Raw genomic sequence first — 13,518 nt, 5'->3', positions numbered from 1 at the left:
GGGGATGGGACGCATGGGTGAAAACCCTACAAGCCTGAACGACGACATGGCTTTGGCCGAGGCGCTCGCGTGTGCCGACTTCGTGGCGATCGACTTTGAGACGGCGAACGCGAAACGGGACAGCGCCTGCGCGATCGGGGTCGTGTGGGTGTCGGGCCGGCGGATTGTCCACAGCGGGCACTGGCTCATCCGGCCCCGGGAAATGCGGTTCGACGCCCGCAATTCCATGATCCACGGCATCACGGCGGAGGACGTCCGGCATGCGCCCGAGTTTCCGCAGATTTGGGAGATGATCCGAAGTCATGTCGATGGGCGCCTGGTCATGGCGCACAACGCCAGCTTCGATATCAGTGTTCTCAAGGCGACCTTGGCCGGCTACGGGCTTATGCCGCCGAATGCCGGCGTGGCCTGCACGGTAAAGATTTCCGAGGCGATCTGGCCGGATCTCACCAATCACCGCCTGCCGACCGTGGCTGGGTATCTGGGGATTGATCTTAGGCATCACGATGCGCTGAGCGACGCGCAGGCCTGTGCCCACATCGCGATGCGGGCCATGGACCTCCGTGGTCACCCGACGGTGGATGAGCTTCTGCGGGGCCTCGGTGCGTCGGCGGGAAAACTGACGCCCCATTCTTATGATCCCTGTTCCTTCCGGGCGCCCCGCCCGGCGTCGGGTGTGCCGGCGCTGGACAAGCGGCTGGCACCGCTGGTCCGGGCGGCCGATGCGGGGCTGTTCCGGGGCAAGGGGGTGGTGTTCACGGGCACCCTTTCCACGCTTCCCCGTGAGACGGCGGGGCGTCTGGTGGAAGAGGCCGGCGGCCGCTGGCAACCGGGCGTCAGGAACGACACGGACATCCTGGTTGTCGGCCATGATCCGGGGGCGACCAAGTTGAACCTCGCGCGCAGCAAAGCGGCGAGACTCGGTCGTCCGGAGATTATCGATGAGCGCGAGTTCATGGCGCGCCTGGGGCTGCCGGCGCAGGACGGCAAACCCAAGGCGGCAGCCCGGTTCACCTGAGGACTGACGGCGCAATCCCGTGACTACCGGGTGATTACCCGACTGGCGTGTCTTCTGTGGATAACTCTGCTAAGTCACTGGAGGCACGGCCGGGAATCGAACCCGGATTCACGGATTTGCAGTCCGTTGCATCACCATTCTGCCACCGCGCCATCCACAGTGAACCGATCGCCTGAGCCGCTGGGGCGCCGTTGATCGGGGCAGGGCGCCTCTATAGCGTTGCCGTTCGGGGCGGTCAAGCGTGCCGGTGGTCCCGTTTTACGTTTCTGTTAACGCCATGCCCCGGAGGAGGCGCGCGATCCGGCGCGGCGCATGCGCCAATTGTCTTCGGGCGGCGGGCGGGATATATACCGATCCTGGTTTTTCAAGCGTGTGCGGGGCGATCGTCCCCATGCGCGCTCCCGCCCGATCCTTCCCATAAGACCGGTATATCCCATGGCCGCCGACTACACCGCCGCCCGCATCAACATGATCGAGGGCCAGATTCGTCCCAACAAGGTGACCGACCCGTTCGTGGTGGAGGCCTTCCTGGCCATTCCGCGTGAGCGCTTCGTGCCGGAGGCGCTGGCCGGTATCGCCTATGTCGATGAGGATGTGGCCGTGGCCCCGGGCCGCTACCTGATGGAGCCGATGGTGCTGGCCCGCCTGGTGCAGGAACTGGCCCTGACCCGGGCCGACAAGGTGCTGGCCGTCGGTGTCGCCACCGGTTACTCCGCCGCGTTGATGGCCGAGCTGGCCGGTTCCGTCGTGGCGCTGGAAAGTGACGCCGCCCTGGTGGAGGCCGCGCGCAAGGCCCTGTCCGGCGTTGCCGGCGTCACCGTGGTCGAGGGCGATCTGGCCGCCGGCCACGCCGCCAAGGCGCCCTACGGCGCCATCCTGCTGGACGGTTCGGTGACCGAGGTCCCGGCGGCGTTGCTGGACCAGTTGGCCGAAGGTGGCCGCCTGGCCGCCGTGGTCATCAACGACCGCGGCATCGGCGAGGCCCGCTATTACCGCAAGTTCGGCGGCGTGGTGTCCCACCGCACGCTGTTCGACGCGGCGGTGCAGCCGCTGCCGGGCTTTGAGCGCCGTCCGGAATTCGTGTTCTGATGAAGGCCGTCCCGGGGGCTGGCGCATAACGCCACCCCCGGGATGGAGTCCGTTCCCGTTCCGCCATTCGGCGCCGGCTGTAATCCCGGTGCCCTGGCGGCTCTTGGGAATGGTTTATGGTATCGGTATAGCCTGGTATCGGAAAGACAGCGGCACTGCCCATAAGTGGACCTATGCGCGGTCGCCGGGCGTGTTAATAGAAGGACATCGGTGTTGGCGCCGATGGGGAATAGGGCGCGGGCTTTTCCAGCTGGCCGTGCGTCGCAGTCGATGCTGTATATATTTGCTTAAGGTGTTTTGGGGAAAATGGCGATGCATGAGAACACCGCTGCGGGTGGGTCTGACGGCATGGGGGCTGAAGGCATGGGAACCGGAAAATGGGTGAAGCGGGCGCGCCGCCTGGTGGCGACGCTGCCGTTGACGGCGCTGGCCGTGGGGCTTGCCGGCATGGGCGGCACCGCCCAGGGCCAGTCGCTGCAGGACGCGTTGAGCCAGGCCTATCTGAACAACCCCACGCTGGAGGCCGGCCGTGCCGGGCAGCGCGCCGTTGATGAAGGCGTGCCCCAGGCCCGTGCCTCGATGCTGCCGACCGTGACGGCCTCGGGCAACGTGGGCAAGGAGCGCCTGTCCGAAGGCCGCTTCATTGAGCACATGAACCCCGCCCAGTCCGGCGTGACCGTGAACCAGGCCATCTACGCCGGCGGCACCATCCAGGCCAACATCAGCCAGGCCGAAAACCTGGTGGAGGCCGGCCGCGCCACCCTGCTGGATAATGAACAGACCATCCTGCTGAACGCCGCCACCGCCTATCTGGACGTGGTGCGCGACCAGGCGGTGCTGGATCTCAACATCAATAATGAGCAGGTGCTGACCCGCCAGCTGGAGGCGTCGCGTGACCGCTTCCGTGTGGGTGAGCTGACCCGCACCGACGTCAGCCAGTCCGAGTCGCGTCTGGCCGGCGCCACCGCCGACCGTATTTCCGCCCAGGGTTCGCTGGCCTCTAGCCGCGCCACCTATGCCCGGCTGATGGGCGAGATGCCCGGCTCACTGACGCAGCCGGCGCGCTTGGCGAACCTGCCGGTCAATGAGGATGAGACCGTGGCCGCCGCCGAGGTGTCGGCGCCGGTGGTCGTGTCCGCGCGTTTCAACCACGAAGCGTCCCGGGACGCGATCGACGCTGCCTTCGGCCAGATGCTGCCGCAGCTGTCGGCCTCGGCCCAGTACTACCGCAACTGGGACCAGTCCACGCCCAACACCCAGTACGACACGGCCGTCATCTCGGCCAACATCTCCATCCCGCTGTATGAGGGCGGCGGCACGTCGGCCAAGGTGCGTGGCGCCAAGCAGACGGAACAGCAGCGCCGCACCCAGATGATGGAAGCGGCCCGTTCCGCCCGTGAAACCGCCATCAAGGCCTGGCAGGCCCTGATCACCGCCCGCGCCGCCATCGAGGCGTACAAGAGCGCCGTCTCCGCCAACGAAATCGCGCTGGAAGGCGTGCGGCAGGAACAGGCGGTGGGCTCACGCACCATCCTGGACGTGCTGAACGCCGAACAGGAACTGGTGAACACCAAGGTGGAACTGGTGCGTGCCCAGCATGACGAGCAGGTGGCGTCATACCAGGTGCTGTCCTCCATCGGCGACCTGACCGCCGTGAAGCTGGGCCTGAACGTGCCCCTTTACGACGTGAAGGCGCACTATGAGGAAGTGAAGGACAAGCTGTGGGGCCCCGGGGTTGACGAGAACAAGCCCATAAGCGCCCGCAACTGAGCGGTCGCTTTCGACTTTACGGCACGCGGGCGGTACCTTCCCCGGAAGGTGCCGCCCGTTGCGTTTTTGTAATGGACGTGGCCGGCAGGGCAGGGGAAGTGCGTTGGCGGAATGGGCGCCTCCGGCACAGTAATTAACCCAATGGCATTTTTACTGTTCTTGCCCTAGGCTGCCGGTCACGCCGGTATAAGTTCAGGCCGTAGAGGTCCACGCCGTTATAGGGGCAGGTTAGGCAACAATGGCTGACAAGTCACAACAAGAACCTTCGATGGAGGAAATCCTCGCCTCCATCCGGCGAATCATTTCCGAAGACACCGATGCGCCGGCGGCCGAGCCGGAAGCGCCGCCCCCGCCTCCGCCCCCTCCGCCACCCCCGCCTCCGCCACCGCCGCCCCCCGAGGATGATTTCTTCGAGGCGGTGCCCATGCCGCCGCCCCCACCTCCTCCCCCGCCGCCGCCGCCCCCGCCGGAAGACGACGTGCTGGAACTGACCGAGGTGGTGCCGGATGAGCCGTTGCCGGAACCCGAGCCGTTCCCGGATCCCTTCGCCTATGATCCGCCGCCCCCGCCGCCGCGCCGTCCGCCGCCCATGGATGACGATGACGGCCGGCTGATGTCGCAGTTCACCGAGGACGCGGCCAGCCGCGCCTTCGCCGGATTGTCCAGCTTCCGCCGCGGCGGCCCCAGCCTGACGGGGGAGGGGCCGATCGGCCGGTCCGACACCACGCTGGAGGAGATCGTGCACGTCCTGGTCCGGCCCATCCTGCGGGAATGGCTGGATGAGAACCTGCCGTCGCTGGTCGAGCGCCTGGTCAAGCGCGAGATCGAAAAGGTGGTACGGCGCGGACTCGACTGAGGCGCGCCGCTTCGATAAACCTTGGCTTTGATCAAGGGCGGCGCCGGACCCCGCGCCGCCCTTTTCCTTTTTCCGCTTTTGAGCCCGTGATTCAGGTGCCCGCCATGCTGGACAAGACCTTCTCCCCCGCCGATGTCGAAAGCAGCCGCTATGAGCGGTGGGAGCGCTCGGGCGCTTTCGCCGCCCATGTGGACAGCAACGCCCAGCCCTACACCATCATGATGCCGCCGCCCAACGTGACGGGCAGCCTGCACATGGGCCACGCGCTGACCTTCACGCTGCAGGACATCCTGATCCGCTACAAGCGGATGACCGGTCGCGACGCGCTGTGGCAGCCCGGCACCGACCATGCCGGCATCGCGACGCAGATGGTGGTGGAGCGCAACCTGGCCAAGGAAGGCAAGACGCGCCACGATCTGGGCCGCGAGGCCTTCCTGCAGAAGGTCTGGGAATGGAAGGCGGAATCCGGCGGCACCATCACCCGCCAGCTGCGCCGCCTGGGCGCCTCCCCCGACTGGTCGCGTGAACGCTTCACCATGGATGAGGGGCTGAACGCCGCCGTCCGCAAGGTGTTCGTGGAGTTGTTCCGCCAGGGTCTGATCTACCGTGACAAGCGCCTGGTCAACTGGGACCCCAAGCTGCACACCGCCATCTCCGATCTGGAGGTCGAGCAGAAGGAGGTGAAGGGCAGCCTGTGGTACTTCCGCTATCCAGTCGAGGGGCTGGCGGACACGTTCATCACCGTGGCGACCACCCGACCGGAAACCATGCTGGGCGACACCGGCGTGGCCGTGCATCCGGAGGATGAGCGTTATAAGGACCTGGTGGGCCGCAACGTCATCCTGCCCATCACCGGCCGCCGCATCCCCATCGTCGCCGATGAATATGCCGATCCCGAGACCGGCACCGGTGCCGTGAAGATCACGCCTGCCCACGACTTCAACGATTTCGAAGTGGGCAAGCGCCACAACCTGCCCATGATCAACCTGTTCGACCGCGACGCGAAGCTGAACGAGCACGTGCCGCCGGAATACCAGGGGATGGACCGCTTCGTCGCCCGCAAGAAGGTGGTGGAGGAGATTGAGGCCCTGGGCCTGCTGGAGAAGATCGACCCGCACACCCTGATGCAGCCGCACGGTGACCGCAGCGGCGTGGTGATCGAGCCGTGGCTGACCGACCAGTGGTATTGCGACGCCGTCACCCTGGCGAAGCCGGCGCTGGAAGCGGTGGAGCAGGGCCGGACCCAGTTCGTGCCCAAGCAGTGGGAAAACACCTATTACGAATGGATGCGCAACATCCAGCCGTGGTGCATCAGCCGCCAGCTGTGGTGGGGCCACCAGATCCCCGCCTGGTTCGGGCCTGACGGCAAGTTCTTCGTCGCGGAGATGGAGGCCGAAGCCCAGGCCGAGGCCGATGCCCACTACGGCGCGCCGACCCTGCTGAACCGCGACCCGGACGTGCTGGACACGTGGTTCTCCTCCGCCCTGTGGCCGTTCTCTACCCTGGGGTGGCCGGAACAGACGCCGGAGGTGGCGCGTTATTACCCCGGCGACGTGCTGGTCACCGGCTTCGACATCATCTTCTTCTGGGTCGCCCGCATGATGATGATGGGCATCCACTTCATGGGCGACGTGCCCTTCCGCACCATCTACATCCACGCCCTGGTGCGGGATGAGAAGGGGCAGAAGATGTCGAAGTCCAAGGGCAACGTCATCGACCCGCTGGACCTGATCGACCAGTACGGCTGCGACGCCCTGCGCTTCACCCTGACGGCCATGGCGGCCCAGGGGCGCGACATCAAGCTGGCGACCTCGCGGGTCGAGGGCTATCGCAACTTCGCGACCAAGCTATGGAACGCGGCGCGCTACGCCCAGATGAACCAGGTGGCGCCGGTGGCGGGCTTCGCACCCACCAACCTGACCCAGACGGTCAACCGCTGGATCGTGGGCGCCGTCGCCGACTGCGCCACCCAGGTGACGGAGGCGCTGGAGGGCTATCGTTTCAACGATGCCGCCAACGGCCTCTACCACTTCGCCTGGGGCAGCTTCTGCGACTGGTACCTGGAATTCACCAAGCCCATCCTGCAGGGCGAGGATGAGGCGGCGAAGGCCGAGACCCGCGCCGTCACCGCCTGGGTGCTGGACCAGATCCTGCACCTGCTGCACCCCATCATGCCCTTCCTGACGGAAGAGCTGTGGGAGCAGCTGGGCGACCGCCAGGCCGATGCCGGCGACGGCCTCATCACCGCCGTCTGGCCACAGTACCCGGCCGCCTATAAGGACGCCGGTGCTCAGGCCGAGATGGACTGGGTGGTGCGTTTCATCTCCACCATCCGCACCATCCGCTCGGAAATGAACGTGCCACCGTCGGCGCAGCTGCCCTTGCTGGTCAAGGACGCGGGCGATGTGACGGCCGCACGCCTGACCACCCACCGCGACCTGATCCTGAAGCTGGCCCGCCTGTCGGACATCACAACCACGGCCGAGGCGCCGGCGAGCGGTGCCGTGCAGGCGGTGGTGGACGACGCGACGCTGGTCCTGCCGCTGGCCGACTTCATCGACCTGGACAAGGAAAAAGCCCGCCTGGCCAAGGAAATCCAGAAGCTGGTGGGGGAGATCGCCAAGGTCGACGGCAAGCTGGGCAACCCCAACTTCGTCGACAAGGCCCCGCCCGAAGTGATCGAGGAACAGCGCGAGCGTCGCGCCGAGGCCGAGGGCACCCGCGCCAAGCTGGCCGAAGCGCTGGCCCGCCTGGGGTGAGGTGCGTGGCGGACAGCGTTGATCGCCTTGATCAATGCTGTCCGCCACCACACCCGTGTCTGTGTCCTGGTATCGGCTTGACGCGCCTGTTTTCGTATATACAATTATGTATCTACGGAGGGCCTGTTATTGACCTGGACGTGGGATCTGGAAAAGGCCCAGGCTAATCTTGTGAAACACAAGATCAGCTTTGAACTGGCGGAAAGGGTCTTTGGCGATCCTTGGGCGATAACGCTTCCCGATTCCCACCCGGATGAAGAGCGATGGTGGACCATTGGTCGCCCTTACGCGGATTTGCCGGGCGTCTTGTTTGTCGTTCACACCGACGCTGCCAGTGATGGCGGAACGGGCCGCATCATCTCCGCCCGCCGTGCCACACCCGCTGAAAGGAAAGCCTATGAAGAAGGGTAACCCTCAGCCGCTGGAGCCGCATCTCAGGGCCGAGCTTGAGGCGCTGTCGGCTGATGACAGCCCGATAGACACCAGTGACGCTCCAGAAGTCACCGATTGGTCCGGCGCCAAGCGGGGGATGTTCTATCGCCCCGTCAAGACGGCGTTGTCGCTGCGGTTGGACGCTGATGTGGTGGATTGGTTCCGGCGGCAAGGGGACGGGTACCAAACCCGCATCAACGCCGCGCTGCGTGAGTATATCCAGGCCCATGGTGGGCCTGATCGCAGCGGGCGATAAGCGCCGGCTCGATCAAGCTGCTTCCTTGGGCCAAATGTGCTGGGTCAGCATGCGACCGCCCAGGCAGAGGAACGGTACCAGCTGCAGCAGCACGCGGGTTTCGCGCAGTTCGGCGGCGATGACCAGGGCCACCACCTGCACCAGCACATAGGCCGCCAGGCCGGCGGCGCGATAGCCGTGGCGCACGACCAGGGCCACGGCGATGCCGGCGCAGGCCAGCAGCATCAGCGGCACCAGCACCTGGAAGGAATAATCGAAGGACGTGAACCACTGGCCCAGCAGGGACAGGTTCTGGAACAGCTTCAGATGGATTTGCGCGCCGGTGTTGCTGGTGTCCTGGAATATCTCCGGCCCGATCTCGCGCACTAGTAGGGCGCTGCGGATGACCTCGGTGATCTCCAACCCGGCGATGCCGCCCAGGCCGCCGGCGGCCATCAGGCCCCAGCGCCAGCGGCGCCAGTCCAGCCTGTGGTTGGCCAGATTGTCGGCCAGGCCCTGCACGCCCATCCACACGCCGATGAAAAAGCCGCTTTCATGGTTCAGGAAGGCGATGGCCATCAGGATCAGGTAGGCCCACCACGGCGCGCCGGCGATCATCAGGCGCAGCAGGGCGAAACCGGTCAGCAGGATCAGGAAGTCCCAGATGTACAGCCACGGCGGCGCCTGGGTCAGCAGAAACAGGGCGTGCAGGGTCAACATCGCCGCCCAACCGCCGGTGCGCGTGCCGCCCAGCTTGCGCCCGGTCTCGAACGCGAGGACGCTACAGCAGGTGAGCAGGACGATGGTCACCAGGAAATAGGCATTGAAGAAGCTGAGGCCGGTGAAGCTGACCAGTTTGACCAGTGCCGGGCCCAGCAGGCGGGATTGGTACACCCGCCAATGTGGCAGGCCGATCAGCACGCCGTTGGCCGCATCCACCCAACGCGCGACGCCGGTGCCGGAAAAGTAGAACAGCATGTGCCGCCATTGCGCCAGGCACAGCAGTAGGGCGGCCCCCCAGGGCAACAGGGTTTCCATCCGCCGGCCGGTCAATGGGCCGGCCCCGGTATCCGTCTTCCCGTCACTCATCGTCATCGTTGTCCCAGGTCCCCACGCACCGGCCGCCGGGCCCCCCGCCCGCGCCATGCCGGCACCATATGGGGCAGCGGCCTCTCAGTCCAGGGCCGCCAGTGCCGCCGGCAGATCGGCGAACCGGTCGATCAGGCGGTCGGCGCCCAGTTCCGTCACCGGCATGCGCGGATACCCGAAGGTGACGCAGACCACGCGGGCGCCGGCGGCGCGCCCCGCCGTCACGTCGTTGGCGCCGTCGCCCACCATGACCGTGCGGGCCGGATCAGCGCCCAACTGCGTCATGGCATGCAGCAGCGGTCCCGGATGGGGCTTGCGCGTGGCCAGGGTGTCGCCCCCGACCACGGCGGCGAAATGCCGCGCGAGGTCCAGTGCCTGCAGGACGGCGTGGGTCGCCCGTTCCGGCTTGTTGGTCACCAGGCCCAGCGGTACCTGGGCACTCAGGGTCGCCAGCGTTTCCGCCACGCCCGGGAAAACACAGGACGGGTCGGCCGGCAGCGCCTCATAAATCGCCATATAGCGGTCGGTCATGGCGGGTAGGGCATCGGGCGCCAGGGGCCGGCCGGCGGCGGCGAAGGCGCGGGTCACCAGCATGGGGGCGCCGTCGCCGATGAACTGGTGCACCTGCGCCAGGCTCAGGGGCGGCAGGCCTTCGTTTTCCAGCAGGCGGTTGACGCCCGTCAGGATGTCCGGCGCGCTGTCGATCAGGGTGCCGTCGAAGTCGAACAGCACGGCGTCAGGCGTGAAGGTGGCGGGCGGAATCGTCATGGTGTCGGTCATCCCGGCAAAGGCGGTTTCGCTGGTACCCACCGTTGTGGCAGTAAGGGGGCCCGGATGGCAATGGCGTCCGACCCGGTCGGCGCCTGCCTCATCCTATGGAACGACAGCACCCGAAGGCACAGCCGATGACCGTTTCGACCCCGAAATCAAATGCCCTGGCCTGTATCGTCCTGGCGGCCGGCAAGGGCACGCGGATGAAATCCGACCTGCCCAAGGTGCTGCACGCAATCGCCAACGAGCCCATGCTGGCCCACGTGCTGCGCGCGGCGGCGGCGCTGTCGCCCGACCGTGTCATCGTGGTGGTGGGCCCGGGTCAGGAGGCGGTGGCCAAGGCGGCAGCCCCACACGCCAGCGTGTTGCAGGCCAACCAGCTGGGCACGGGCGACGCGGTGAAGGCGGCGCGCGCGGCGCTGGGTGATTTCGACGGCGACGTGCTGGTGCTGTTCGGCGACACGCCGCTGGTGCGGCCGGAGACGCTGTCGCTGCTGCTGGATGCCCGGCGCGGCGCCGGCAACCCCGCCGTGGCGGTGCTGGGTATGCGCCCGGCCGACCCCGCCGCCTACGGCCGCCTGGTGCAGGATGCGGACGGCAGCCTGGTCAAGATCGTGGAATATCTGGACGCGACGGCGGATGAGCGGGCCATCGGCCTGTGCAACGCCGGCCTGATGGCCTTCGACGGCCGGCGGCTATGGGGCATCCTGGACGCCATCGGCAACGCCAACGCCAAGGGTGAATATTACCTGACCGACGCCGTGGCCGTGGCCCGCGCCCAAGGGCACGCCTGCGCCGTGGCGGTGGGTGACGCTGACGACGTCGAGGGCGTCAATTCCCGCGCCGAGTTGGCCAAGCTGGAAAAGATCATGCAGGGTCGCCTGCGCGACCGGGCCATGGCCAACGGCGCTACCCTGGCCGATCCGGACACGGTGTGGTTCTCATCCGACACGGTGCTGGGCCGCGACGTCACGGTGGGCCAGAACGTGGTCTTCGCCCCTGGCGTGGTGGTGGAGGATGGCGTCACCATCCGGCCCTTCTGCCATCTGGAGGGGGTGACGGTGCGGCGTGAGGCCATCATCGGCCCGTATGCCCGCCTGCGTCCCGGGTCCGACATCGGCGCCGGCGCCCATGTCGGCAACTTTGTGGAGATCAAGGCCTCAACCCTCGGCATCGGGGCCAAGGCCAACCACCTGGCCTATGTCGGGGACACGGATGTGGGCGAGGGCACCAACATCGGCGCCGGCGCCATCACCTGCAACTATGACGGCACCTTCAAGTACCGCACCCAGGTGGGCCGCAACGTCTTCGTCGGCAGCAATGCCACCCTGGTGGCGCCGGTAGCCATTGGCGACGGCGCGTTCGTGGCCGCCGGCAGCACCATCACCGACCCCGTGCCGGCCGACGCCCTGGCCCTGGGGCGTGGCCGCCAGGCGGTGAAGGAAGGCTGGGCCGCGGCCTTCGCTGCCAAGCAAAAGGCGCGCAAGGCCGCCCAGAAGAAGGGCTGAGGGCGAAGGATAACGTCACCGGCACGAGATTGGTCTCGTGCCGGTGTAGGCTGCGACCGCAGCCGCCGGAGCCTTCCGGGGAACGGAGTGGACTGGAAGGCGAGGAAGCCAAGCCGGCGGATGCCGGCGCCCGGCGATTGAGGGCACGTTTTAACGGAACCAGACACTGTCCCGCCTGTTCGTTGGATGGGCAGAGGCGCCCCGGCCGCTTTCAACCGTGTGGCCGGCGACCTATCTAGTAAGAAGGTTAACAACCCCAGAAACGTTCTGCCCTCCCTGAAACCGGAGTTCCCATCCCATGGATACGTCTGCCCCCCGTTCCGCCCGCGCCTCGCTGTCGGCCATCGCCACCAAGCTGGGCCTGGCGGACCATGATCTGCTGCGCGACCAGGCCTATGTCGGCGGCGCCTGGGTCGATGCCGATGACGGCGGGACCATCGATGTGGACAACCCGGCGACGGGGGAGATCCTGGGCACCATTCCGGCTATGGGTGCCGCTGAAACCGCGCGCGCCATCGATTCCGCCAACGCCGCCTGGGGTGCCTGGCGCGCCCGCACCGCCAAGGATCGCGCCGTGGTCCTGCGCCGCTGGTACGACCTGATCATGGCTGCCCAGGACGATCTGGGTCGCATCATGACGGCGGAGCAGGGCAAGCCCCTGGCCGAGGCGAAGGGCGAGGTTGCCTACGGCGCCAGCTTCATCGATTGGTTCGCGGAGGAAGGCCGGCGCGTCTATGGCGATACCATCCCCAGCTTCGCCAACGACAAGCGCATCGTGGTGACGAAGGAGCCCATCGGCGTGGTGGCCGCCATCACGCCCTGGAACTTCCCCATCGCCATGATCACCCGCAAGGTGGGCCCCGCCCTGGCCGCCGGCTGCCCCATCGTGGTGCGCCCGTCGGAGGTCACGCCCTACAGTGCCCTGGCGCTGGCCGTGCTGGCGGAACGGGCCGGCGTGCCGGCCGGTGTGCTGAACGTCGTCACCGGTCATCCCAAGCCCATTGGCGGTGAGCTGACGTCCAACGCAATCGTGCGCAAGCTGTCCTTCACCGGCTCCACGCCCGTGGGCAAGCTGCTGATGAAGCAGAGCGCCGACACGCTGAAGAAGCTGTCGCTGGAACTGGGCGGCAACGCCCCCTTCATCGTGTTCGACGACGCCGACCTGGACGCGGCGGTGGAGGGGGCCATGGCCTCCAAATACCGCAATGCCGGCCAGACCTGCGTCTGCGCCAACCGCCTGCTGGTGCAGGACGGTGTGTATGAGGCCTTCGCCGCCCGCCTGGCGGAGGCGGTAGGTCGCCTGCGCGTCGGCAACGGGGCGGAGAAGGACATCACCACCGGCCCGCTGATCAACGGCGCTGGGGTGGAGAAGGCGGAACGCCATGTGGCCGACGCGGTGGAGAAGGGGGCCCGCGTCGCCATGGGCGGCCATCGCCACGCCCTGGGCGGCAACTTCTTCGAGCCCACCATCCTGCTGGACGTGACGCCGGAGATGGTGGTGGCGCGGGAGGAGACGTTCGGCCCCGTGGCCCCGCTGTTCCGCTTCAAGGATGAGGCGGAGGCCATCCACATGGCCAACGACACTGAATTCGGCCTGGCTGCCTATTTCTACAGCCGCGACATCGGCCGCGTCTGGCGGGTGGCGGAGGCGCTGGAATACGGCATGGTCGCCATCAATGAGGGCATTCTGTCCACCGAGGTGGCGCCCTTCGGCGGCGTGAAGCAGAGCGGCCAGGGCCGCGAAGGTTCCAAGTACGGGATCGAGGATTACCTGGAGGTGAAGTACCTGCTGATGGGCGGCCTGAAGGCCTGACCCCAAGGGCGGGCATCCCCGGGCGGCCTTGCATCGCAGGGCTGTCATGTTACGGAATTACCGGAAAGTCGCCCTTGCCGTTACATCGGGGGTGATTTTCCGGTGGCGCTTCCGGGGATTTGTGGTAGTGAAATAACCGCATAATTGATAACGGGTGGATGGCGCTCCAGCCATCCCT

Annotated in this window: 11 protein-coding genes and 1 tRNA gene; 9 read left to right on the top strand and 3 right to left on the bottom strand. The window is 66.9% G+C overall.

The genetic code is table 11. The annotated features are described in order from the left end of the window. Window positions 1-13: 13 nt before the first annotated feature. Window positions 14-1,018: an exonuclease domain-containing protein gene (locus tag PW843_07395; protein MDE1146434.1), complete on the top strand. Its 1,005-nt coding sequence runs from the start codon at window positions 14-16 to the stop codon at window positions 1,016-1,018. Between the two features lie 78 nt (window positions 1,019-1,096). On the opposite strand, the gene PW843_07390 is transcribed toward PW843_07395, so the two are convergent. Next, window positions 1,097-1,170 (bottom strand) — tRNA-Cys (locus PW843_07390). 283 nt (window positions 1,171-1,453) lie between these two features. Here PW843_07390 and PW843_07385 point away from each other — a divergent pair. The 6 genes from PW843_07385 (at window position 1,454) to PW843_07360 (ending at window position 8,180) form a co-directional block, all read left to right on the top strand. Next, on the top strand, window positions 1,454-2,107 hold the full coding sequence (locus PW843_07385; GenBank protein ID MDE1146433.1) for a protein-L-isoaspartate O-methyltransferase: 654 nt from the start codon (window positions 1,454-1,456) through the stop codon (window positions 2,105-2,107). Window positions 2,108-2,419: 312 nt separating this feature from the next. Further along, the gene (locus PW843_07380; protein MDE1146432.1) at window positions 2,420-3,877 is read left to right on the top strand and encodes a TolC family outer membrane protein; all 1,458 of its coding nucleotides are present in this window, start codon (window positions 2,420-2,422) and stop codon (window positions 3,875-3,877) included. A gap of 424 nt (window positions 3,878-4,301) precedes the next feature. Then, a complete protein-coding gene (locus PW843_07375; GenBank protein MDE1146431.1) occupies window positions 4,302-4,733 on the top strand; it encodes a DUF2497 domain-containing protein in 432 nt (143 codons plus the stop codon). Window positions 4,734-4,837: 104 nt separating this feature from the next. Next, the gene (locus PW843_07370; GenBank protein ID MDE1146430.1) at window positions 4,838-7,492 is read left to right on the top strand and encodes a valine--tRNA ligase; all 2,655 of its coding nucleotides are present in this window, start codon (window positions 4,838-4,840) and stop codon (window positions 7,490-7,492) included. 129 nt (window positions 7,493-7,621) lie between these two features. After that, window positions 7,622-7,903: a BrnT family toxin gene (locus PW843_07365; GenBank protein MDE1146429.1), complete on the top strand. Its 282-nt coding sequence runs from the start codon at window positions 7,622-7,624 to the stop codon at window positions 7,901-7,903. Further along, entirely contained in the window at window positions 7,890-8,180 is a 291-nt protein-coding gene (locus PW843_07360) for a BrnA antitoxin family protein (GenBank protein MDE1146428.1), read from the top strand. Before PW843_07365 ends, PW843_07360 begins: the two co-directional genes overlap by 14 nt. 12 nt (window positions 8,181-8,192) lie before the next feature. Here PW843_07360 and PW843_07355 read toward each other — a convergent pair whose 3' ends face one another. Next, window positions 8,193-9,248: a hypothetical protein gene (locus PW843_07355; GenBank protein ID MDE1146427.1), complete on the bottom strand. Its 1,056-nt coding sequence runs from the start codon at window positions 9,246-9,248 to the stop codon at window positions 8,193-8,195. 84 nt (window positions 9,249-9,332) lie between these two features. Further along, window positions 9,333-10,016 (bottom strand): phosphoglycolate phosphatase, encoded by a 684-nt coding sequence (gene gph / locus PW843_07350; protein MDE1146426.1) that lies wholly within the window; start codon window positions 10,014-10,016, stop codon window positions 9,333-9,335. Between the two features lie 137 nt (window positions 10,017-10,153). Between gph and glmU the strand changes: the two genes are divergently transcribed. Both glmU and PW843_07340 read left to right on the top strand, forming a co-directional pair. Beyond that, window positions 10,154-11,527: a bifunctional UDP-N-acetylglucosamine diphosphorylase/glucosamine-1-phosphate N-acetyltransferase GlmU gene (gene glmU, locus PW843_07345; protein ID MDE1146425.1), complete on the top strand. Its 1,374-nt coding sequence runs from the start codon at window positions 10,154-10,156 to the stop codon at window positions 11,525-11,527. A gap of 298 nt (window positions 11,528-11,825) precedes the next feature. Continuing rightward, window positions 11,826-13,340: an NAD-dependent succinate-semialdehyde dehydrogenase gene (locus PW843_07340; GenBank protein MDE1146424.1), complete on the top strand. Its 1,515-nt coding sequence runs from the start codon at window positions 11,826-11,828 to the stop codon at window positions 13,338-13,340. The last annotated feature ends 178 nt before the right edge of the window (window positions 13,341-13,518 follow it).

Source organism: Azospirillaceae bacterium, assembly GCA_028283825.1.
In the GTDB taxonomy this organism is placed as follows: domain Bacteria; phylum Pseudomonadota; class Alphaproteobacteria; order Azospirillales; family Azospirillaceae; genus Nitrospirillum.
This window is presented reverse-complemented; position numbering and strand designations above follow the sequence as displayed.

What these genes read in the sequence shown, in the direction of transcription:
- PW843_07395 (MDE1146434.1), top strand. Translation starts at nt 14, where the DNA reads ATGGGTGAAAACCCTACAAGCCTGAACGACGACATGGCTTTGGCCGAG.
- PW843_07385 (MDE1146433.1), top strand. Translation starts at nt 1,454, where the DNA reads ATGGCCGCCGACTACACCGCCGCCCGCATCAACATGATCGAGGGCCAG.
- PW843_07380 (MDE1146432.1), top strand. Translation starts at nt 2,420, where the DNA reads ATGCATGAGAACACCGCTGCGGGTGGGTCTGACGGCATGGGGGCTGAA.
- PW843_07375 (MDE1146431.1), top strand. Translation starts at nt 4,302, where the DNA reads ATGCCGCCGCCCCCACCTCCTCCCCCGCCGCCGCCGCCCCCGCCGGAA.
- PW843_07370 (MDE1146430.1), top strand. Translation starts at nt 4,838, where the DNA reads ATGCTGGACAAGACCTTCTCCCCCGCCGATGTCGAAAGCAGCCGCTAT.
- PW843_07360 (MDE1146428.1), top strand. Translation starts at nt 7,890, where the DNA reads ATGAAGAAGGGTAACCCTCAGCCGCTGGAGCCGCATCTCAGGGCCGAG.
- PW843_07355 (MDE1146427.1), bottom strand. Translation starts at nt 9,248, where the DNA reads ATGAGTGACGGGAAGACGGATACCGGGGCCGGCCCATTGACCGGCCGG.
- gph (MDE1146426.1), bottom strand. Translation starts at nt 10,016, where the DNA reads ATGACGATTCCGCCCGCCACCTTCACGCCTGACGCCGTGCTGTTCGAC.
- glmU (MDE1146425.1), top strand. Translation starts at nt 10,154, where the DNA reads ATGACCGTTTCGACCCCGAAATCAAATGCCCTGGCCTGTATCGTCCTG.
- PW843_07340 (MDE1146424.1), top strand. Translation starts at nt 11,826, where the DNA reads ATGGATACGTCTGCCCCCCGTTCCGCCCGCGCCTCGCTGTCGGCCATC.